This is a genomic window from Pseudomonas sp. nanlin1, assembly GCF_045571515.1.
Lineage (GTDB): Bacteria > Pseudomonadota > Gammaproteobacteria > Pseudomonadales > Pseudomonadaceae > Aquipseudomonas.
In genome coordinates, this window is the sequence record NZ_CP124218.1 from 2,838,222 (window position 1) to 2,858,806 (window position 20,585).

Genomic DNA, 20,585 nt, shown 5'->3' on the forward strand with positions numbered 1-20,585 from the left:
AGTGGGACAATCTAACGCATTTGCGCCGTCTAATCATGCATTGGCCTATCCGATACACTCATTCCATTACGCCGTATCCGCTACCGGCCTTTAGAGGAGAGCTCAATGAAACTACTGCACATCGACTCAAGCATCCTGGGCGACAATTCTGCCTCGCGCCAACTCACCGCAGCCGTGGTGAGCGCATGGAAGGCTGCCAACCCTGCCGTGGAAGTGACTTACCACGACCTCGCCGGCGAAGCCATCGAGCACTTCAGCGCAGCCAACCTGCCCGGCGCCGCCACCAGCGGCACCTTGGAAGAGTTCCTCGCCGCTGACGCCTTGGTGATCGGCGCGCCGATGTATAACTTTTCGATCCCCAGCCAACTGAAGGCCTGGATTGACCGCATCGCGGTCGCCGGCAAGACCTTTCGCTACACCGAAGCCGGTGCTGAAGGGCTGTGCGGGGGCAAAAAGGTGATTGTGGTGTCCACCAGCGGTGGCCTGCATGTGGGCGAACCTACCGGGGTTGGCCATGAAGAGTTTCTCAAGGTGATGTTCGGCTTTCTCGGTATTACCGACATCCAGTTCGTCCGCGCCCATGGCCTGGCTTACGGCCCGGAAATGCACGCCAAGGGTATGCAAGAAGCACAAGACAGCATCACCGAGCGCCTGTTCGCCGGCGCCTAAGCGTAGAATAGCCATACAACACCCCCAAGGGCTTGAACCTTGGGGGTGTTTTTCGTTTTGTGGCCCGCTTTATGCGAGGGCCAAGCGATATTGCCCTTAAATGAATTTTCCTGAGCTGGCTAACTATCAGCCCTGGGGGCAGTCATTCTTTATAGGGGCCAGGTATTGCGGGTATCCCGCTCGGGCAGCAGGTTCAGGCCAAAGGAAAAGGTGGGCGCGACCATGGGGCGACACAGTGCAGGGCTGTTGTTGTGTTTATTAGCAGGCTTTCTTTCGGTGCACGCCGAAGCTGACTTGCAACCAAAATGGAGCGCAGGCTTCCATCGCCTGACCTTTCTGGACCCGCTGGACCAGCAGCCGATGCACGCCCTAGCGTTCTATCCCTCCACTGACCCCCGGCACGTCACTGCGTTGGAGGGTTACAACGTCGCCGCCGGCGAGGACGCCAAAATTGCCATCGGCCGCTTCCCTATGCTGCTGCTGTCCCATGGCAATACCGGCACGCCCCTGGCCCTGCATGATCTGATCACCGCGCTGACCCGCAAAGGCTTCGTGGTGGTGGCCGTGACGCACCCCGGCGACAACGCCCAGGATCACAGCCGATTGGGCACCCTGAGCAATTTATACGGGCGACCGCTGCAAATATCCGAAGCCATCACCGCCGCGCTGGCAGACCCCATGCTGTCGCCGTTCGTCAACCGTGATCAGGTCGGGGTGATCGGCTATTCGGCCGGGGGCGAAACCGCTTTGATCCTGTCGGGGGCACAGCCGGACCTGCAGCGCTTGCGCCAGTACTGCCAAGAGCGTCCAGGCGACGCCGATGCGTGCCAACGCGGTGGCGAATTGGTCGCTGACCGCGACGACCTGATGCCCGAAGCCGACCCACGGGTGCGCGCCTTGCTGCTAATGGCGCCCCTGGGCTTGATGTTCGGCCGGCACACTTTGGCCGATGTGCATGTGCCCACCCTGATCTACAGCGGCGACCATGACCAATTGGTGGCAAACGATAAAAACGCTGCGGCGTTGGCGCGTAAGTTGCCGATCCCTGCCGATTATCGCGTGCTGGCCGGGGCCGGGCACTTTGTCTTCATGGCGCCGTGCAGTGCCGAGCAGCAGGCGAGCATGCCGGCTTTGTGCACCGATGCCGAAGGCGTCGACCGCCAAGGCATCCACCGCAGCCTGGTCAGTGAAGCTCAGCACTTTTTTGCCAACGCCCTGGGCCAGCCCAGCCGAGCAGGCCTGCAAACCGCCGATCAATGATCAGCCATGGCGGCGCTTGAGCCACCCGGTCAGGCCCAGCCCGGCTAGCGCCAGCCACGCCGCGCAGAAGAAAATCCAGCGATAGCCCAGGTTCAGGGCAATGGCACCCATTAGCGGGCCAGCCAACGCCAAGGACAGATCGAAAAATACCGCGAATGCACTGAGGCCAGCGCCGCGGCTGCTGCTCGGTACCGTGCGAATCGCGACCACCGCCAGCGCCGGGTACACCAACGATAGGCCGACACCGGCCAAACTGGCCCCCAGCAGCGCCGTGACGGTATTGGGCGCAAGCCACAGCAGGATCATCCCGAGGATTTCCACACCCATGCAGGCCAACGCCACGGTGAAACCACCCAGGCGGCTGACGCTGTTGATGAACAGCAGCCGCGCCAGGATAAAACTGGCCCCGAACGCGCTTAGGCAGTACGCGGCCCCCTGCCAGCCGCGGTCGAGGTAATACAGGGTAATGAAAGTGGTCAGCGTGCCATAGCCGATGGACGCCAGGGTCAGGCTTAGCCCAAACGGCGCCACGCGGCCGAACGCCGCCCAGAAGGGCATGCGCTCGCCGCGCAGGACCGGCACCGAGGGTTTATCGCGGATCAGCAACAGCGCCAATCCGGCCAGGGCCATCAACGCGACGCCCAAGGTCCAGAAACCGCTGGAGCCCACCATCACTACGCCCAGGGGCGCACTAATGGCAATCGCCCCGTAAGAGGCGATCCCGTTCCAGGAAATCACCCGCGCCGTGTGTTCACTGCCCAACTGGCCGATGCCCCAACTGATGGTGCCCACGCCCACCAGCCCCTGGGCCGCCCCCAGCAGCAGGCGCGCGCCGATCAGTACCGCGAGGCTGGCGTCAGGGCTGCTCTGCAGCAAGGTCGAGAGCAGGGTGAGCGCACCGCTGACGGCAATGCCGCTAAGGCCGACGATGATGGTGCGTTTGGTGCCCAAGCCATCGGCCATGCGTCCGGCCAGTGGGCGGCTGAGCAGGGTGGCCAAGTACTGCGAGGCGATGGTCAGGCCCGCCACCACGGCGCTGAAGCCCAGTTGGTCGTGGACATAGCCAGGTAGCACGGCAATCGGCAGGCCGATGCTGATAAACGCGATGAAGGTGTAGAAGACGATGCTGATGATTTGCAGGTTGATCGACAGGCTGGTCGGGGCACGGGCAGTCATGGGCTCGGTCGCTGGCGGGCGGTAGGAGAGCAGCCATGATGGTAGAGGCAGGGAGTAATTGAAAGCTTGCTATGTAAAAAAGCTGACAAATCGGGGGGCTTGGCCCCCCAATCAATTGCCCAAGTGGTTTAGAACGTCACGCCCTGGCTGCGCAGGTAGTCATCGTAGGTGCCGCTGAAGTCGATCACGCCGCTGGGGCTCAATTCGATGATGCGAGTAGCCAGCGAAGACACGAACTCGCGGTCGTGGCTGACGAAAATCAACGTGCCAGGGTAGTTCTCCAGGGCCAGGTTGAGCGCCTCGATGGACTCCATGTCCAAGTGGTTGGTGGGCTCGTCCATGACCAGCACGTTAGGCTTTTGCAGGATCAGCTTGCCGAACAGCATGCGGCCTTGCTCACCCCCGGAGATCACTTTGACCGACTTGAGGATCTCGTCGTTGGAGAACAGCATGCGGCCCAAGGTGCCGCGTACCAGTTGCTCGCCACCCTGGGTCCACTGGCCCATCCAGTCGAACAGCGTGCAGTCGTCTTCGAAGTCGTGGGCATGGTCCTGGGCGTAGTAGCCCAGTTCTGCCGCATCGGTCCACTTGACGCTACCGGCATCAGGGGTCAGTTCATTGACCAGGGTGCGCAGCAGGGTCGTCTTGCCAATGCCGTTGGGGCCAATGATCGCCACGCGCTCGCCAGCTTCGACAGTGAAGCTGAAGTCTTTGAACAAGGCCTTGCCGTCGAAACCTTTGGCCATACGCTCGACGATCACCGCCTGGCGGTGCAGCTTTTTGGTTTGTTCGAAGCGAATGAACGGGCTGACGCGGCTGGACGGTTTGACTTCGGCCAGCTGGATTTTGTCGATCTGCTTGGCCCGGGACGTGGCCTGTTTAGCCTTCGAGGCGTTGGCCGAAAAGCGGCTGACGAACGATTGCAGCTCGGAAATCTGTGCTTTTTTCTTGGCGTTGTCCGACAGCAACTGCTCGCGGGACTGGGTCGCCACGGTCATGTATTCGTCGTAGTTGCCTGGGAACAGGCGCAACTCACCGTAGTCCAGGTCGGCCATGTGGGTGCACACGCTGTTGAGGAAGTGCCGATCGTGGGAAATGATGATCATCAGGCTGGAACGCTGGGTCAGGATGTTTTCCAGCCAGCGAATGGTGTTGATGTCCAGGTGGTTGGTCGGTTCATCGAGCAGCAGCACTTCAGGGTCGGAGAACAACGCCTGGGCCAACAACACGCGCAGCTTCCAGCCAGGGGAGACTTCGCTCATCGGGCCAAAATGCTGCTCGATGCCGATCCCCAGGCCCAGCAACAGTTCACCGGCACGGGATTCGGCGGTATAGCCGTCCATTTCGGCGAACTCGGTTTCCAGCTCGGCCACCGCCATGCCATCGGCTTCGGTCATCTCCGGCAGGGAGTAGATACGATCGCGTTCGGCTTTGACCTTCCAAAGCTCTTCGTGGCCCATGATGACCGTGTCGATTACGCTGAATTCTTCGTAGGCGAATTGGTCCTGGCGCAATTTACCCAAGCGCACGTTCGGCTCGAGCATCACTTGACCGCTGGAAGGCTCGAGGTCGCCGCCGAGAATTTTCATGAACGTCGATTTGCCGCAACCGTTGGCGCCGATCAGGCCGTAGCGGTTGCCGGCACCGAATTTGACCGAGACGTTCTCGAACAGCGGCTTGGCGCCGAATTGCATGGTGATGTTAGCGGTGGAGATCAAAGGGCTTACCTATCAATAACTTATGAGGCATCGTCGCGACTGCGGACCCACTTCGGAGCAACATCGAGCTTTTGAGCTGTGGCTAATCATTGGCCGAGTTGATCCAGCGTGCAGACGCTCATCAAGAGCATCTGCACGCTGTGCCCGAGCGGTTGGGCGATAAAATGCGGGTTGAGACCAGACATTGCGCCCATTGTCGCATACGTATCACTGCAGTTATATGGCCTCCTTGTAGGCTCAACACGCCCCTTGGCCGATTTGCACCGCTCAAGCGGTCAACGGCGGCTAAGCCCTTGATGCATCGATCCCGAGCAGCGTGCCAGCGAACTCCCCCATGGCATCGAGCATCGCCCCCATGAAATAGGCTAGGGATGCACGGTCACAGAGCACCTGGAATGTCGGTGTCGATGTCGAGCCCAGATTGATCACGATCACGTTGATGCGTGCCGCCGAGGTCTGTGCCACGGCGCCGACGGGGAACGCCTGGGCCCGCAGATCCACCCCACAGAGTTTGGCCATCACTTCAGCGATTGGGTTGCCGCGCAGTTGCAACCAGGCATGGCTGTCTTGCCGTGGCAGGAGGTAGTTCGCGCTGTGGTCCATTGCCCAGCGCGCCTCCTCGGCGGCGATGCGCTCGCCGCCATCGACCAGGCTGCCGAGGATCAGGTACTCCGTCTGCGACAGGCGCGCGACATGGCAGCCGTCAGCCTGTGTGACGGCCCGATTAGGTGCGTCCGGCAGCACGAAGCCCCGTGCCAACAGATAAGCACTAGCGTCCACGCCGCGAAAGCCGACCCTGGGGAGCTCGCTCAGGTCGACCAGCGTGCACCCTGGCTGCGCTGCGGTTGGACTAGAGCCCTGCATAGTTAGGCTGGACATGTTCAGAGCTCCTGGCGCTGGTTTTCAGGGTCGAAGAACGGCAGTTTCACCACAGTGGCCTGGACCACCACACCGCCCTCGACGCGGATGGGAATCTGTTGGCCGGGTTGGCTTTGCTCGAAGGCTGCGTAGGCTAAGCCGATGATCTGGCCAAGGGTCGGCGAGTACTCGCACGAGGTGACGTTGCCGCTGATATCAGGGCCTTTGAGCACCAGGTGGCCCTCCAGCGGCTGCGCGCTGCCCTTGGGCAAGGTGAAGCCCACCAGTTTGCGCGTCTGCGGCTGGGCTTCGAGGATGTCCACCGAGCGGCGGCCGACAAAAAACGGCTTGGTCCGGCTCACGGCCCAACCCATGTCGATTTCACCCGGGTGGGTCATGCCGTCGGTGTCCTGGCTGATAATCACATGGCCTTTTTCCAGGCGCAGCAGGCGCTGGCTTTCGACGCCGAACGGGCGGATGTCGAAGGGTTTGCCGGCGGCCATCAAGGCATCCCAGAGTTTCTCGGCGTAACGGGCCGGGACGTGGATTTCGTAACCCAACTCACCGACAAAACCCACCCTCAGTACCCGCGCCTTGATGCCCGCCACGGTGCCTTGGCGCACCGCCAAATAGGGGAAACCTTCGGCCGACAGGTCAAGATCGCTGCAGACCCGCTCCAGGACTTTGCGCGAGTCAGGCCCGGCCAGGTTCACCGCTGAAATCGCTGCGGTGACGTTGGCGATGTCGACGTCCAGCCGCCACTGCGCGTTCCACTTGAGCATTTGCTGATAGATGCGCTCCACGCCACTGGTGGTGGCGGTGACGTAGAAGTGCCTATCGGCAAAGCGCGCGCAGACACCATCATCAATCACAACCCCGTGATCATTGGTCATCAGCGCATAACGCGAACGGCCGATGGGCTGCTTGAGAAAGGCGAAGGTGTACATCCGATTGAGCAGTTCGGCAGCGTCAGCGCCGCGAATGTCCAGGCCGCCCAGGGTCGAGACATCGATCAGCCCGACCTTGTTGCGCACATGCAGCGCTTCTTCCTGCATGCAGCGATTGCGCTGCGCCGGCTTGCCGTAGAACGCCGGGCGCTGCCAGATCCCCGCAGGCATCATGTGTGCGCCGGCCTCCAGGTGGCGGCGATGCATCGGCGTTTGCCGGTAAGGGTCAAACGCGCGGCCAGCCACATGGGCGAGTTTTTCCGCTTCGAACGGTGGGCGCGCGGTGGTGACCCCGGTTTCACTGACGCTGCGTTGGGTGCAAGCGGCAACCAGGCGCGCCGTGGGGAGCGCCGAGTGGCGGCCCTGGGAGGGGCCCATACCGACGGTGGAGTAGCGCTTGACCAGTTGAATGTCGCGGTAGCCGATTTTGGTGGCGTTGATGATGTCGCGCACCTGCAGGTCTTCATCGAAGTCGACGAAATCCTTGCCCTTGGGGTGGGCAAAGATCGGCCACGGGAAGTTAACCTGAGCTTCGGCTTGCATCGGCAAGGGTTTAGCCGCCAGTGGCAGGCCCAATGCCGCCACCACTTCTGCCGCCCGCAGCGTGGCGTCCGCCAGGACGTTGTCCAGCGCATGATAGCCGTTCGCCGAACCGACCACGCCTAGGTGCTTCGGCAGGCCACTGAGGGTGAATCCGGCCAGTTGATCGTCATACGCCAAACGCCCGCCGGCCTGGCACAGCAACTGATAGGCCGGCATGTAGCCTGCGGACATGCACAGCAGGTCACATTCGACGACTTGCCGCTCAGCCGCGACTTGCCCTTGCCCGGTGATCTTGCGCAGCTCGACGCCAGTGACGTGACGCATGCCTTTATCGTGCAGCGCTTCGAACACCGTACTGCCGAGGTGGCAGGTTATGCCGCGTTGTTCCAGGGCCAGCAGCAAGGCACGATCCGCCGGATTAGCCCGCATGTCGACCAGGGCTGCCACTGCAACGCCTTGATCCTGTAGGTCCAGCGCCGCGAGATAACCGTCGTCATTGCCGGTCAGCACCACAGCGCGGTTGCCGGGCTTGACCGCATAGAGTCTCATCAACCGCTGTGCGGCGCTGGTCAGCATCACGCCGGGCAAGTCGTTATTACGGAAGATCACCGGCTGATCGAACGAGCCGCTGGCAACCAAGCACTGGGTGGCGCGCACCTTATACAGGCGCTTGCCCTGGATCACCGGCAGGTAGTTGTCAGTAAACCAGGCGTTGCAGGTAGCTTTTTTTAGCACCTGGATATTGGCGTGGCCTTCGACGGCACCGACCAGTTCGCGGCGCAGGGTTTCGCCGCGGCTGCCTGCAAGGTCGAAGCGAGCATAGGTCAGCGACCCGCCGAGGATGGGCTGCTGCTCGATCAGCAACACCTTGGCCCCGGCGTTGGCGGCGCTGAGGGCGGCTTGCAAACCGGCCGGCCCGGCACCGATGACGGCCAGGTCCGCAAACAGATAGGCTTTGTCGTAGTACTCCGGCTGGAAGGTCAAATCGAGCACGCCGAGCCCGGCTTTCTTGCGGATGATCGGCTCCCAGACTTTCCACATGCCCTTGGGCTTGTAAAAGGCGCGGTAGTAAAAGCCCACCGGCATAAACTTGGAGAACTTGCCTAGGTAGGCGTCTTTGTCGTTGTCCAGCGAACCCTTGAAGTTCTGCCCGGTGACTTGCAGGGCGTTTTCCAGCAGGTGACTGTCCGCCAGCACGTTGGGCTCGCTGGGCAGTTGCACCAGGGTATTGGCGTCTTGCCCGGCCATGGTCAGCGGGCCACGCGGGCGGTGATATTTGAACGAGCGAGACAGCAGGAAACGGCCATTGGCGAGCAGGGCGCTGGCAATGCTGTCGCCCGCGAAGCCCTGGTAGGGTTTGCCGTCAAAAGTGAAATCCAGCGGCCGATTGCGGTCGATCAGCAAGCCCATCGGGGCCGGTAGGCGGCTCATTGCGCGGGCTCCTTGGCAGCGACAGGGAAGTCGATGCGGGCACTGAAGACTTCTTTGGGGTCGAAGGTGCGCAGGATTTCATCGCTGCCGGTGTGGCGCTCGGCGAGAAACCAGTAACTCGACGGGTTATGCATCCACCACTCGCGTACCACGCCGAGGGTGTCCTCGCTGTTGAACACGTAATCGGCCCATTCGGCATCGCTGCAGGTTTGGGGGTCAGGCATCTGCTTGAATTCACCGCCATAGGTGAACTCACTGATATTGCGCGGCCCGTTGAGCGGGCACGTCATGACTTTCATGGGCTGTTCCTTACTCGGTAGCGGGTCAGTGGCTGGCGGCGGTGGCGCCCATTTCGTTGACTTGCCGGAACGTCGAAAAGCGCTCCAGCCCGAACGGCTTGATCAGCTCAGGGACTTTGCCGCCGCTGGCCACCAGTTCTGCCATGGTCTTGCCGCAGATCGGCGTGGCCTTGAAGCCCCACGTGCCCCAGCCTGCATCCAGGTAGTAATTGTTCACCGGCGAAAGGCCCATGATCGGGCTGTAGTCGGGGGTCATATCGGTGATCCCGGCCCACTGGCGCATCAATTTAGCGTTGGCCAGAAATGGGAACATCTCGACGGCATGGGCGAGCAGGCTTTCCTTCAGATCGAGGGTCGAGCGAGTATTGAACAGCGGGTACGGGTCGGAGCCGCCGCCGAACACCACTTCGCCACGGCTGGTCTGTTGCACGTAGCAGTGCAGGGCAGAGGAACTCACCAATGGGTCGAGGAACGGTTTGAACGGTTGAGTGACCATGGCTTGCAGCGGGAAGGTCTGGATCGGCGAGCGAATGCCGGCCTTTTTCATCAGTTGTGAACTCATGCCAGCCACCGCCTGCACCGCGCAACCGCATTTGATTGTCCCGCGGTTGGTCTTGACGGCGGTGATGGTGCCGTTCTCGATAACCAGCTCTTGCACTTCCGTTAACTGGTGAATCTCTACTCCGCGCTTGGCGGCCTGTTTCGCATAGCCCCAAGCCACGGCATCATGCCGCGCGGTGGCACCGTCGATATGCCAGAGGCCGGCCAGGACCGGAATATGGCCCGGATCGAGATTGAGGGTGGGCACCAACTCTCGAATCTGCTGACGGTCGATCATTTCGGTGCGGCCGCCGAAGTGCTTGTTGACTTCGGCGCGCTGCCGGAACGAACGCACCGTGGCGTCGGTGTGGGCCAGAGTAAGCTGGCCACGCTCCGAGTACATGATGTTGAAATCGAATTCGTTGGACAGGCCCTGGAACATCTTTACCGACTCGGCGTAGAACTTCACCCCTTCGCTGGTGAGGTAATTGGAGCGGATCACGGCGGTGTTGCGCGCCGTGTTGCCGCCGCCCAGATAGCCCTTTTCCAACACCGCAATGTTGCTGATGCCGTGGTATTTGGACAAATAGTAAGCGGTCGCCAGGCCGTGCCCGCCCGCGCCGATAATCACTACGTCGTAGGACGATTTGAGCTCTTTAGGCGGCGGCAGATCCACTTCCACCGGGTACTCCGAGCTGAGCCCGTATTTCAATAGGTTGAAAGGCATACGGCCTCCGATGGGCTGCGTTGCGCGTGGGCCTGCTGCACGGCGGCGGTCAGCGTGTTTTTCATGAGAAAAGCGATGGTCATCGGGCCGACGCCGCCGGGCACCGGGGTGATGGCCGAGACCTGGGGCAGGGCGCTGGCGAAGTCGACGTCGCCGACCAGTTGCGTGCGCCCGTCCTGCTCGACGCGGTTGATGCCGACGTCGATCACCACGGCGCCGGGCTTGAGCCATTCGGCGTCGATCAAGCGCGGGCGGCCGACGGCGGCGACCACAATGTCCGCCTGGCGGCACAAAGCCTGGGCACCGACGCTGCGCGAATGCAGCACCGTCACCGAGCAGTGGGCCTGGAGCAGCAAGGCGGCCATGGGTTTACCGACGATATTGGAGCGGCCGATCACCACCGCGTGCTTGCCGCTCAAGTCGCCGCAAACCTGTTCAAGCAAATGCAGGCAACCGCTGGGCGTACAGGGCGTGAGCACGGCGCGGCCCTGGCTCAGGCCACCGACGTTTTCGCTGTGAAAACCATCGACGTCCTTACCCGGGGCAATTGCCTGCAACGCCATGGGTTCCTCCATATGGGCTGGCAACGGCAACTGCAGCAAAATGCCGTTGACCTCGCTGTCGGCATTCAATCGGCTAATCAACGCCAGCAACTCGGTTTGCCCACTATCTGCGGCCAGGCGGTACTCCAATGAACGGATGCCGCACTCCTGCGCGCGCAGGATCTTGTTGCGCACATAGACCTGACTCGCCGGGTCCGCGCCCACCAGAATCACCGCCAAGGTTGGCGCGATGCCGTCGGCTTTGAGGCGCTCCACGTCGGCCTTTACGCCGATCAATAGGCGTTGGGCGCACGCCTTGCCATCGATGATTTTCGCGCTGCTCATCGAAAGATCACCGTTCTGTCCTTGTTCAGAAACACCCGGTGTTCGAGGTGGTACTTGACCGCCTTGGACAGCGCAACGGTTTCGGTGTCACGGCCGATAGCGACCAGGTCATCCGGCAGATAAACGTGATCCACACGCTGGACTTCCTGCTCGATGATCGGGCCTTCATCGAGGTCGCTGGTGACGTAGTGCGCGGTGGCGCCGATCAGTTTTACCCCGCGTTCGTACGCCTGGTGATAAGGCTTGGCGCCCTTGAAACCGGGCAGGAACGAGTGGTGAATGTTGATCGCTTTGCCGGATATCTGCTTGCACAGGTCGTCGGAAAGAATCTGCATGTAGCGCGCCAGGACCACCAGATCAGTGCGGGTTTCATCCACCACTTGCATCAGCTCGGCTTCCTGCCGCGCCTTGGTGTCTTTACTCACCGGCAAATAAATGAAGCGGATGCCTTCGCGCTCGGCCATCGGACGCAGGTCCAAGTGGTTGGACACGATGGCGGTGATGGTCATGTCCATCTCGCCCTTGTGGTAGCGATACAGCAGGTCGGTGAGGCAATGGTCGAACTTGCTCACCATCAACAACACGCGCATGGGCTCGCGGGTGTCGTGCAGCGACCATTGCATAGTGAACGCGCGGGCCACGTCTTCGAAGCCGGCTTTGAGCTGAGCGATATCTGCGCCATGGTCGTCGTTGAAGCGGAACACCGCACGCATGAAGAACTTGCCACTGAACTCGTCATCGAACTGGGCCATCTCGCCGATATAGCAGCCGTTGCCCGCGAGGTAGGAGGCCACTGCTGCGACGATCCCAGACGTCGCCGGGCAACTGATCTTGAGTATGAAAGGGTTCTTCTGGTGTTGCATCGCATGTCCTCGGAAGATGGCGGCAGTGCAGCGCAATGGGAAAATTCAGGGGTAAAACAGCATTTCGCGGGCGAACAAAAATTCCCGTCAGGAATTAAATATTCTTGATGGCTGTTTTATAGGGGAAAGGAAATCCAGCGTCCAGTGATTTCTGGAAAGTTTTTTAACTGAGGGGAATTTAAAGCGCGGGCATGGTTTGTAACGCCTACTCCCCCTGCGCCCCATAATTCATGATCGACAACAGTTTGATAGGCACCTGCACCAGTTCTTCCGGGCCGTGGGGGATGTCGCCGTCGAACGTCAGGCTGTCGCCGGCTTCCATGCGGTACAGCTGGTTGCCATGGCGATACACCAGTTCACCTTCCAGCAGGTGAAGGAACTCGGTGCCGGGATGGGAAAAGGTAGGGAACTCTTCGCTGGCGTCGTCCATGGTCACCATGTAGGCCTCAAAACTCTTTTTCGGGCCCCGCGTGTGGTTGAGCAAGTGGTAGGTGTGGCCCTTCTCGGTGCCTCGGCGGACCACTTCCAGGCCTTCGTCAGCCTTGACCAGCAGCGCGCTGCTACCTTGTTGGTCGTACTGGCTGAACAATTTCGACATGGGCATGCCCAGTACATCACATAGCCGGCTGAGGTTGTCGAGGCTGGTGGACACTTGGGCGTTTTCGATTTTGCTCAACATGCCCTGGCTGATGCCAGCGATGCGTGCGACATCCGCCAGTTTAAGATCCTGGGCCTGACGCTGGCGTTTGATCTGGATACCCAGGTACTGCTCAAGCTTCAGCTTCGGCTGGATTTCGTTAGGCATGTTCATCAGGTGCGCACTGTTTCCGTTCAAGAAATATATTTTCGCACTGGGAATGTGCGTCAGCTGGCAATTATCAGCGGGTGAGCCGGGGCTTATTCCTCCCAAGAATCGAATATTCCCATATATAAAGAGGAAATGCTCGTACTCCGCAGGGATATTCCTTGGTATGCCAACCTGGCAAGCGCCTTGCATTCCTATTGAGAAAGTTAGTTTCCTAATCGGAATATGGAGCGCAGCCGCAATGTTACCAGCAGACACCCAGCGCCTGATCGAAGAGCACGGCATCAAGTACGTACTCGCCCAGTTCGTGGATATCCACGGTTGCGCCAAAACCAAATCGGTACCGGTCTCAGGCCTGTCGCTGGTCGCAGAAGACGGCGCCGGTTTTGCCGGTTTCGCCATCTGCGGTATGGGCATGGAGCCCCATGGCCCGGACTTCATGGCCAAGGGCGATCTATCGACGTTGACGCCCGTGCCGTGGCAGCCGGGTTATGGCCGCGTCGTTTGCATTGGGCACGTCAACGGCGAGCCGTGGCCCTACGACAGTCGTTATGTGCTGCAGCAGCAAGTCGAGCGCCTCAAAGCCAAAGGCTGGACGCTCAATACCGGCCTGGAGCCTGAGTTCAACCTGATGCGTCGAGACACCAGCGGCACACTGCAACTGGTCGATGCCAGCGACACGCTGGACAAGCCTTGCTACGACTACAAAGGGCTGTCGCGTTCCCGCGAGTTTCTGGAAAAACTCACCGAGGCCTTGCAACCGGTGGGTTTTGACATTTATCAGATCGACCACGAAGACGCCAACGGCCAGTTCGAGATCAATTACACCTACAGCGATGCCATGGAGTCGGCTGACCGCTTTACCTTCTTCCGTATGGCCGCCGGCGAAATCGCCAACGACCTGGGCATGATCTGCTCGTTTATGCCCAAGCCCGACCCCAAGCGCGCCGGCAACGGCATGCACTTTCACCTGTCGATCGCCAGTGCCGAGAGCAAGAACCTGTTTTTCGATGCCGCGGACAAACACGGCATGGGCCTGTCGAAACTCGCCTATCACTTCGCTGCAGGCTTGCTGGCCCACGGCCCGGCCCTGTGTGCGTTCGCGGCGCCTACGGTCAATTCGTACAAGCGGTTGGTGGTGGGTAATTCGTTGTCTGGCGCAACTTGGGCACCGGCCTTTATCGCCTTCGGCGCCAACAACCGCTCGGCCATGGTGCGCGTGCCTTACGGGCGGCTGGAGTTCCGCCTGCCGGACGCCGGTTGCAACCCGTACCTGGTCAGCGCCGCGATCATCGCGGCGGGTCTGGACGGCATCGAACGCCAACTGATGCCAGAGCAAATCTGCAACGAAAACCTCTACAGCCTGAGCCTTGAAGCCATTGCCGCCAAGGGCATCAAAACCCTGCCGCAGTCCCTCAAGGAAGCCTGCGATGCCCTGGAAGCCGACCCCTTGTTTGCCGAGGTGATGGGCCAGGAAATCGTCGGCGAGTTCATCAAGCTCAAGCGCATGGAATGGGTGGAATACAGCCGCCATGTGAGTGACTGGGAAATCAAGCGCTATACCGAATTTTTCTGATTGCCGCTCCACGCTTCAAGCCAGCAGCGGCCAATACCCGCGTGCTGGTGCTCAACACACAATTTTCTGTCTAGGCGGCCGGCGTTGAAGCGCAAAGTCGGCCGCTCCCGATCAAGGTGAGGCATATGTGCGGAATTGTAGGGCTGTATCTGAAAAACCCAGCGCTGGAGCCCCAGCTGGGCAAGCTGTTCGAGCCGATGCTCGAAGCCATGACGGACCGTGGCCCGGACAGCGCCGGTTTTGCCATCTATGGCGATGAGGTGGGCGACGGCTGGGTCAAACTGACCTTGCAGGCAACCACCGATCACTACGACTTCAAACGGCTGATGGCCGAGGTTGCAAGCCGGCTCGTTGCGCCGCTCGACTGGTTTCAGAACGCCAGCGCCGTGGTCCTCAAGATCCAGGCCGAAGAAGCCGCAGTAAGAGCCCTGTTGGCTGAGTTGGCCCCCAGCGTGCGCATCATGAGCGCGGGCAAGAGCATCGAAATCCTCAAAGGCATGGGCCTGCCCAAGGAGATTTCCGAGCGCTTCGGCTTGGGCAGCATGCAAGGCAGCCACATCATCGGCCACACCCGTATGGCCACCGAAAGCGCCGTAACCATGGAAGGCAGCCACCCATTTTCTACCGGTGCGGACCTGTGCCTGGTGCACAACGGCTCGCTGTCGAACCACTTCCGGCTGCGCCAGCAATTGCGCCGCGAAGGCATTCATTTCGACACCGAGAACGACACCGAGGTCGCCGCCGGTTACCTGGCCTGGCGCCTGCAGCAGGGCGACTCGTTGAAGGCCGCCCTAGACAGCTCACTGGACGCGCTGGACGGCTTTTTCACCTTCGCCATCGGCACGCGCAACGGCTTTGCGGTGATCCGCGATCCGATTGCCTGCAAGCCGGCCATCCTCGCCGAGACCGACGATTACGTGGCCATGGCCTCCGAATACCAGGCGTTGTCGAGCCTGCCCGGGATCGAGAACGCCAAGGTCTGGGAACCGGTCCCGGCCACCATGTACATCTGGGAACGCGAGTCGGCTTAAGGAACCCCCACATGAAAACGATCGATCTCTCTAGCTCTACCGTGCGTGAGCTGAATCAAGCCTTGCACGATCAAGTCAACGACCTGCAGGACCGCGAATGGCTCGTTACCCATGTTAACGGCGCGCATAACCTCGCCGTCGGCGTCAATCAAGCCGTGTCCATCGATATCCAGGGCCATGCGGGTTACTACTGTGCCGGGATGAACCAAAAAGCCTCGGTCACCGTGCACGGCAACGTCGGCGTGGGCTGTGCGGAAAACATGATGTCCGGTTACGTGCGGGTCAAAGGCAGCGCCTCCCAGGCGGCTGGGGCCACGGCCCATGGCGGCCTGCTGGTGATCGAAGGCGATGCCGGGGCCCGTTGCGGGATCTCCATGAAGGGGATCGACATCGTGGTCGGCGGCAGCATCGGCCACATGAGCTGCTTTATGGGGCAGGCCGGGCGCTTGGTGGTCTGCGGCGACGCTGGCGATGCCTTGGGCGACTCGTTATATGAAACGCGCATCTACGTCAAAGGCAAGGTGGAGTCCCTGGGTTCGGACTGCATTGCCAAAGAGATGCGTGCCGAACACCTGGAGGAGCTGCAGGGGTTACTGAACCGTGCCGGCTTCAACGAAAAAGCCTCGGACTTCAAACGCTACGGTTCGGCCCGTCAGCTCTATAACTTCAAAGTCGACAACGCGTCCGCGTACTGATCCCAGGAGCACAGAACATGAGCGACACCCCTACGCCCAAAGCAGCCCCTGTGCTGCGCGAGTCGGCCACCTTCGATCGCCTGACCATTCAGGAAATTCAGCGGGCCGCCGAAACCGGTATTTACGATATTCGCGGGGGCGGCACCAAACGCAAGCTGCCGCATTTCGATGACCTACTACTGCTGGGCGCCAGTGTGTCGCGCTACCCGCTCGAAGGCTATCGCGAGAAGTGCGGCACTGACGTCATCCTGGGCAATCGTTTCGCCAAGAAGCCGCTCCACCTGAAGATTCCCGTGACCATCGCCGGCATGAGCTTCGGCGCGCTATCGGCCAACGCCAAAGAAGCCCTGGGCCGTGGCGCCACCATCGCCGGGACCAGCACCACCACCGGTGACGGTGGCATGACAGCGGAAGAACGCGGCCAGTCGCAGCATCTGGTCTACCAATACCTGCCGTCGCGCTATGGCATGAACCCGGATGACCTGCGCAAGGCCGATGCCATTGAAATCGTCCTGGGGCAGGGCGCCAAACCTGGTGGCGGCGGCATGCTGCTGGGCATGAAAGTCACCGAGCGGGTGGCGGGCATGCGGACCTTGCCGGTCGGTGTCGATCAGCGTTCCGCGTGCCGCCACCCGGACTGGACCGGCCCGGATGACCTGGCGATCAAAATCGCCGAGATTCGGGAAATCACCGACTGGGAAAAACCGATCTACGTGAAAATCGGCGCTAGCCGCCCTTACTACGACGTCAAACTGGCGGTCAAGGCGGGCGCAGATGTCATCGTGCTCGATGGCATGCAGGGCGGCACGGCGGCGACCCAAGAGGTGTTTATCGAACACGTCGGCTTGCCGATCCTCTGCGCCATCCCTCAGGCGGTGCAGGCGCTGCAAGAAATGGGCATGCACCGCAAGGTTCAACTGATCGTCTCTGGCGGCATCCGCAACGGCGCCGACGTGGCCAAGGCCATGGCGCTGGGCGCGGATGCAGTGGCCATCGGCACGGCGGCATTGATCGCGCTGGGCGACAACCATCCACGCCTGGATGAGGAACTGAAAAAGCTCGGCTCCGCTGCGGGTTTCTACGATGACTGGCAGAACGGCCGCGACCCGGCGGGCATCACCACTCAAGACCCGGAACTGTCCAAGCGGCTGGACCCGGTGGAGGGCGGTCGGCGCCTGGCCAACTACCTGCGGGTGCTGGTGCTCGAGGCGCAAACCATGGCCCGTGCCTGCGGCAAGTCCCATTTACATAACCTGGACCCGGAGGATCTGGTGGCCTTGACCGTCGAATCCGCCGCCATGGCCCGGGTGCCGTTGGCTGGAACCTCGTGGGTTCCGGGCTCGCAGTACTAAAGGTTAGCGATCCCGGCTGGCGCGCTCTTACAGGCGCCTTTGGCCCATTCCAAGAGGTCGCGAAGACCCGGTATTCCCCACGCTTTCTGCCAGGCACTTTTCCCTTCTCTGCAGGAGCTTCGAACATGCTTAACCGTCACCCCGGCACATCTTTTTTGGCTTTAATGGCGCTTGGCGCGGTCGTTCCCCTGGCCCAAGCGGCCGACGCGCCCACCCTCAATACCGGCAGTACCGCCTGGATGGTCATGGCGGCGGTACTGGTGCTGTTTATGTGCCTCCCGGGCCTTGCGCTGTTTTATGGCGGGCTGGTGCGGGCGAAAAACATGCTCTCGCTGTTTACCCAGTGTTTCGGCATCGCCGGCTTGGTGGGCGTGTTGTGGGTGGTTTACGGCTACAGCATGGTGGTCGACAGCAGCAACATGGTCGCAGGCGAGGTGACTTTCAACAGCTTCGTCGGCGGGCTGAGTCGAGCATTTCTGGCGGGCATGACCCCGGACAGCCTGGTGGGGGATATTCCTGAAGGGGTGTTCGTGACGTTCCAGATGACCTTCGCGATCATCACCCCAGCGCTGATTGCCGGGGCCTTCGCCGAGCGCATGAAGTTCTCGGCGGCGCTGCTGTTCATGGCGCTATGGTTTACCCTGGTGTATGCACCGGTAGCGCATATGGTCTGGGGCGGCGCGGGGGCACTGATGCATAACTGGGGCGTTCTGGATTTCGCCGGCGGCACCGCCGTGCATATCAATGCCGGGGTTGCCGCACTGGCGGCGTGCCTGGTGCTCGGCAAGCGCAAAGGCTACCAAAACACGCCCATGCCCGCGCACAACCTGAGCCTGACCATGGTGGGCGCGGCCATGCTCTGGGTCGGCTGGTTCGGGTTCAATATCGGCTCCGGCGGCGGGCTCAATGGCACCTCCGGCATCGTCATGCTCAACACCCAGCTAGGGGCGTGCGCGGGGATCCTCGGCTGGATGTTCACTGAGTGGTTCAAGGCCGGTAAACCCAGCGCGCTGGGGCTTGCCAGTGGTGCGTTGGCCGGGTTGGTCGGTATCACCCCAGCCTGCGCCTACGTGGGCGTGGGCGGCGCGTTGGCGATCGGGCTGTTGTGCGGCGTATTCTGCTACCTCAGTGTCACGGTGCTTAAGCAGCGTTTTGGCTACGACGACAGCCTCGACGTCTTCGGCCTGCACGGTATCGGCGGTATGATCGGCGCGCTGCTCACGGGGGTGTTCTGCGTGCCGTCGTTGGGCGGACTGGTGGAAGGCGTGAGCATGGGCGACCAGATCGTGGCGCAGATCAAAGGTGTGCTGATGACCACGGTTTACTGTTTTGCGGTGAGCTGGATCATCCTCAAAGTGGTCAATGCCCTGATCGGCTTACGCGCCCATGAGTCGGTCGAAGAGATGGGGCTGGACCTGGCTGAGCACAACGAGCGTGCTTACAACCACTGAGCCCAAGCCAGAACATCAGACGTAAAAAAGCCCGGAGCCTAACCCAGACTCCGGGCTTTTCATTCCCTCAGCTAAACGCAGGCACCACGTGCTTGACGAACAGCTCCAGGGATTTTTTCTTCTCGGCGTGGGGCAAGCTGTTGTCGCACCAGAAGCTGAATTCATCGACACCCAGTTCCTGGTAATAACGGATGCGAGCAATGATCTCTTCTGGCGTGCCAATCATGGTGTTCTTGTGGATGTTGTCCAGCTCGAACTCTGGGCGCTCCTTAAACTTCTCCTCGGGGCTCGGCGCGAGGAACCCGTTGACCGGCGTAGTCTTGTTGCCAAACCAGGCGTCGAAAGTTCGGTAGAACTTGGCGATTGCGGTGGCGCCGACTTTCCAGCCTTCGGGATCGTCCACGGCGTGCACGTGGGTATGCCGCAACACCATCAACTGTGGACGCGGCACATCGGGGTTATTGGCCAAGGCCGTCTCGAACTTGTTTTTCAGGTCGAGCACTTCTTCGTCGCCCTTCATGAGCGGCGTCACCATTACATTGCAGCCGTTCTTGACCGCAAAGTTATGGGAGTCCGGATCCCGCGCCGCGATCCACATCGGTGGCGTGTTGATCGGTTTCGGCACGCTGGTGGACGTGGGGAATTTCCAGATCTCGCCATCGTGGGCGTAATCGCCTTGCCACAGCGCCTTAATCACCGGGACCATTTCACGCAGTGCCTGGCCGCCTTGGGACGCAGGCATGCCGCCGGCCATCCGGTCGAACTCAACCTGATAGGCGCCGCGCGCCAGGCCCACTTCCATGCGGCCGTTACTGATGACATCGAGCAGAGCGCATTCGCCGGCCACCCGCAGGGGGTGCCAGAACGGCGCGATGATGGTGCCGGCGCCAAGGTGAATGGTGGTGGTTTTCGCCGCCAGGTACGCCAGCAATGGCATGGGACTGGGCGAAATGGTGTATTCCATGGCATGGTGCTCGCCAATCCAGACCGTGCTGAAGCCGCCGGCTTCCGCCAGCAGTGTCAGTTCAGTCAGATCTTCGAACAGCTGGCGGTGGCTGACCGATTCATCCCAGCGTTCCATGTGTACGAACAGCGAAAATTTCATGACGCGTCCCTCGGGTTTGCCCATGACCGACCCTGTGAGCGGGTCATTTTAGATAGGCCGTGATGGTGACGAATGCTGGCCGGCATCAGGCGAAGGCGGGCAGTGCGCCCATCTTGCCTCGGCAGTACACCAGCGAGCTGGCTGGGGATTGGGGCAAGATCAGGTTTTTCACCGCGCCCACCATGATCGCGTGATCGCCACCTTCATATTCGCGCCACAGTTCGCACTCGATGATCGCCGTGGCGTTGGGCAGCAGCGGGTTGCCCAGCTCACTCAAGGTCCAGTCCAGGCCCGCAGCCTTGTCTTTACCTTTGCGCGCAAACGCATAGGCTTCGTTCTGTTGCGTGCCCGACAGCAAATGGATGGCGAAGCGCTTGTTTTTAATCAGCGTCGGATAAGAGTCCGAAGTGTAGTTGGGGCAAAACAGCACCAACGGCGGATCCATCGACAAAGAGCTGAACGCGCTGGCGGTCAGGCCTACCACTTGGCCGTCATCGTCAAGCGTAGTGATGACCGTGACACCGGAAGGGAAGGAGCCTAAGACGTTCTTGTAAGCGTTCGCGTCGATCATTTTCTACCTCGGCAGTCAGTGCTGAAGGTGATTGGTTTGTTTGTCTTATGGTATACCGTAATACTAACTGCGCAAGGGTTT

Annotated in this window: 18 protein-coding genes and 1 pseudogene; 7 read left to right on the forward strand and 12 right to left on the reverse strand. The window is 60.9% G+C overall.

Annotated features, from left to right (window positions below; translation table 11 throughout):
- Positions 1–105: 105 nt before the first annotated feature.
- Together QCL65_RS13205 and QCL65_RS13210 are read left to right on the forward strand one after the other, a co-directional pair.
- The gene (locus QCL65_RS13205; protein ID WP_407309279.1) at positions 106–669 is read left to right on the forward strand and encodes an FMN-dependent NADH-azoreductase; all 564 of its coding nucleotides are present in this window, start codon (positions 106–108) and stop codon (positions 667–669) included.
- 222 nt (positions 670–891) lie between these two features.
- Positions 892–1,929 (forward strand): alpha/beta hydrolase family protein, encoded by a 1,038-nt coding sequence (locus tag QCL65_RS13210; RefSeq protein WP_407309281.1) that lies wholly within the window; start codon positions 892–894, stop codon positions 1,927–1,929.
- On the opposite strand, the gene QCL65_RS13215 is transcribed toward QCL65_RS13210, so the two are convergent.
- From QCL65_RS13215 to QCL65_RS13260, 10 genes and pseudogenes are all read right to left on the reverse strand, one after another.
- Complete coding sequence (locus QCL65_RS13215) at positions 1,930–3,105, reverse strand: MFS transporter (RefSeq protein ID WP_407309283.1); 1,176 nt, start codon at positions 3,103–3,105, stop codon at positions 1,930–1,932.
- 128 nt (positions 3,106–3,233) lie between these two features.
- Positions 3,234–4,823 carry an ABC-F family ATPase gene (locus tag QCL65_RS13220; RefSeq protein WP_407309285.1) on the reverse strand — a complete coding sequence of 530 codons (1,590 nt, stop codon included), beginning with the start codon at positions 4,821–4,823 and terminating at the stop codon, positions 3,234–3,236.
- Between the two features lie 20 nt (positions 4,824–4,843).
- Positions 4,844–5,053: pseudogene (locus tag QCL65_RS13225) on the reverse strand (site-specific integrase); the annotation flags it as partial.
- Positions 5,054–5,108: 55 nt separating this feature from the next.
- Entirely contained in the window at positions 5,109–5,702 is a 594-nt protein-coding gene (locus tag QCL65_RS13230; RefSeq protein WP_407309287.1) for a sarcosine oxidase subunit gamma, read from the reverse strand.
- 2 nt (positions 5,703–5,704) lie between these two features.
- On the reverse strand, positions 5,705–8,602 hold the full coding sequence (locus QCL65_RS13235) for a 2Fe-2S iron-sulfur cluster-binding protein (RefSeq protein WP_407309289.1): 2,898 nt from the start codon (positions 8,600–8,602) through the stop codon (positions 5,705–5,707).
- On the reverse strand, positions 8,599–8,901 hold the full coding sequence (locus tag QCL65_RS13240) for a sarcosine oxidase subunit delta (RefSeq protein WP_407309291.1): 303 nt from the start codon (positions 8,899–8,901) through the stop codon (positions 8,599–8,601). Before QCL65_RS13240 ends, QCL65_RS13235 begins: the two co-directional genes overlap by 4 nt.
- A 25-nt stretch (positions 8,902–8,926) precedes the next feature.
- Positions 8,927–10,168: an FAD-dependent oxidoreductase gene (locus tag QCL65_RS13245; RefSeq protein ID WP_407309293.1), complete on the reverse strand. Its 1,242-nt coding sequence runs from the start codon at positions 10,166–10,168 to the stop codon at positions 8,927–8,929.
- Complete coding sequence (gene folD / locus QCL65_RS13250; RefSeq protein ID WP_407309295.1) at positions 10,150–11,055, reverse strand: bifunctional methylenetetrahydrofolate dehydrogenase/methenyltetrahydrofolate cyclohydrolase FolD; 906 nt, start codon at positions 11,053–11,055, stop codon at positions 10,150–10,152. The genes QCL65_RS13245 and folD overlap by 19 nt, the downstream gene beginning before the upstream one ends.
- Complete coding sequence (gene purU, locus QCL65_RS13255) at positions 11,052–11,918, reverse strand: formyltetrahydrofolate deformylase (protein WP_407309297.1); 867 nt, start codon at positions 11,916–11,918, stop codon at positions 11,052–11,054. Before purU ends, folD begins: the two co-directional genes overlap by 4 nt.
- A gap of 205 nt (positions 11,919–12,123) precedes the next feature.
- On the reverse strand, positions 12,124–12,729 hold the full coding sequence (locus tag QCL65_RS13260) for a helix-turn-helix domain-containing protein (protein WP_407309299.1): 606 nt from the start codon (positions 12,727–12,729) through the stop codon (positions 12,124–12,126).
- 235 nt (positions 12,730–12,964) lie between these two features.
- Between QCL65_RS13260 and glnT the strand changes: the two genes are divergently transcribed.
- The 5 genes from glnT (at position 12,965) to QCL65_RS13285 (ending at position 18,828) form a co-directional block, all read left to right on the forward strand.
- Positions 12,965–14,299 carry a type III glutamate--ammonia ligase gene (glnT, locus tag QCL65_RS13265; protein WP_407309301.1) on the forward strand — a complete coding sequence of 445 codons (1,335 nt, stop codon included), beginning with the start codon at positions 12,965–12,967 and terminating at the stop codon, positions 14,297–14,299.
- Between the two features lie 125 nt (positions 14,300–14,424).
- Positions 14,425–15,330: a class II glutamine amidotransferase gene (locus QCL65_RS13270; protein WP_407309303.1), complete on the forward strand. Its 906-nt coding sequence runs from the start codon at positions 14,425–14,427 to the stop codon at positions 15,328–15,330.
- An 11-nt stretch (positions 15,331–15,341) separates the two neighbouring features.
- The gene (locus tag QCL65_RS13275) at positions 15,342–16,025 is read left to right on the forward strand and encodes a protein glxC (protein WP_407309305.1); all 684 of its coding nucleotides are present in this window, start codon (positions 15,342–15,344) and stop codon (positions 16,023–16,025) included.
- A 17-nt stretch (positions 16,026–16,042) separates the two neighbouring features.
- Entirely contained in the window at positions 16,043–17,377 is a 1,335-nt protein-coding gene (locus tag QCL65_RS13280) for an FMN-binding glutamate synthase family protein (protein WP_407309307.1), read from the forward strand.
- 125 nt (positions 17,378–17,502) lie between these two features.
- Positions 17,503–18,828: an ammonium transporter gene (locus tag QCL65_RS13285; RefSeq protein ID WP_407309309.1), complete on the forward strand. Its 1,326-nt coding sequence runs from the start codon at positions 17,503–17,505 to the stop codon at positions 18,826–18,828.
- Positions 18,829–18,895: 67 nt separating this feature from the next.
- On the opposite strand, the gene QCL65_RS13290 is transcribed toward QCL65_RS13285, so the two are convergent.
- On the reverse strand, positions 18,896–19,933 hold the full coding sequence (locus QCL65_RS13290; RefSeq protein ID WP_407309311.1) for an LLM class flavin-dependent oxidoreductase: 1,038 nt from the start codon (positions 19,931–19,933) through the stop codon (positions 18,896–18,898).
- A gap of 85 nt (positions 19,934–20,018) precedes the next feature.
- On the reverse strand, positions 20,019–20,504 hold the full coding sequence (locus tag QCL65_RS13295) for a flavin reductase family protein (RefSeq protein WP_407309312.1): 486 nt from the start codon (positions 20,502–20,504) through the stop codon (positions 20,019–20,021).
- Between the last annotated feature and the right edge of the window lie 81 nt (positions 20,505–20,585).

What these genes read in the sequence shown, in the direction of transcription:
- QCL65_RS13205 (WP_407309279.1), top strand. Translation starts at nt 106, where the DNA reads ATGAAACTACTGCACATCGACTCAAGCATCCTGGGCGACAATTCTGCC.
- QCL65_RS13290 (WP_407309311.1), bottom strand. Translation starts at nt 19,933, where the DNA reads ATGAAATTTTCGCTGTTCGTACACATGGAACGCTGGGATGAATCGGTC.
- QCL65_RS13210 (WP_407309281.1), top strand. Translation starts at nt 892, where the DNA reads ATGGGGCGACACAGTGCAGGGCTGTTGTTGTGTTTATTAGCAGGCTTT.
- purU (WP_407309297.1), bottom strand. Translation starts at nt 11,918, where the DNA reads ATGCAACACCAGAAGAACCCTTTCATACTCAAGATCAGTTGCCCGGCG.
- QCL65_RS13270 (WP_407309303.1), top strand. Translation starts at nt 14,425, where the DNA reads ATGTGCGGAATTGTAGGGCTGTATCTGAAAAACCCAGCGCTGGAGCCC.
- folD (WP_407309295.1), bottom strand. Translation starts at nt 11,055, where the DNA reads ATGAGCAGCGCGAAAATCATCGATGGCAAGGCGTGCGCCCAACGCCTA.
- QCL65_RS13280 (WP_407309307.1), top strand. Translation starts at nt 16,043, where the DNA reads ATGAGCGACACCCCTACGCCCAAAGCAGCCCCTGTGCTGCGCGAGTCG.
- QCL65_RS13235 (WP_407309289.1), bottom strand. Translation starts at nt 8,602, where the DNA reads ATGAGCCGCCTACCGGCCCCGATGGGCTTGCTGATCGACCGCAATCGG.
- QCL65_RS13275 (WP_407309305.1), top strand. Translation starts at nt 15,342, where the DNA reads ATGAAAACGATCGATCTCTCTAGCTCTACCGTGCGTGAGCTGAATCAA.
- QCL65_RS13245 (WP_407309293.1), bottom strand. Translation starts at nt 10,168, where the DNA reads ATGCCTTTCAACCTATTGAAATACGGGCTCAGCTCGGAGTACCCGGTG.
- QCL65_RS13285 (WP_407309309.1), top strand. Translation starts at nt 17,503, where the DNA reads ATGCTTAACCGTCACCCCGGCACATCTTTTTTGGCTTTAATGGCGCTT.
- glnT (WP_407309301.1), top strand. Translation starts at nt 12,965, where the DNA reads ATGTTACCAGCAGACACCCAGCGCCTGATCGAAGAGCACGGCATCAAG.
- QCL65_RS13240 (WP_407309291.1), bottom strand. Translation starts at nt 8,901, where the DNA reads ATGAAAGTCATGACGTGCCCGCTCAACGGGCCGCGCAATATCAGTGAG.
- QCL65_RS13295 (WP_407309312.1), bottom strand. Translation starts at nt 20,504, where the DNA reads ATGATCGACGCGAACGCTTACAAGAACGTCTTAGGCTCCTTCCCTTCC.
- QCL65_RS13260 (WP_407309299.1), bottom strand. Translation starts at nt 12,729, where the DNA reads ATGAACATGCCTAACGAAATCCAGCCGAAGCTGAAGCTTGAGCAGTAC.
- QCL65_RS13230 (WP_407309287.1), bottom strand. Translation starts at nt 5,702, where the DNA reads ATGTCCAGCCTAACTATGCAGGGCTCTAGTCCAACCGCAGCGCAGCCA.
- QCL65_RS13215 (WP_407309283.1), bottom strand. Translation starts at nt 3,105, where the DNA reads ATGACTGCCCGTGCCCCGACCAGCCTGTCGATCAACCTGCAAATCATC.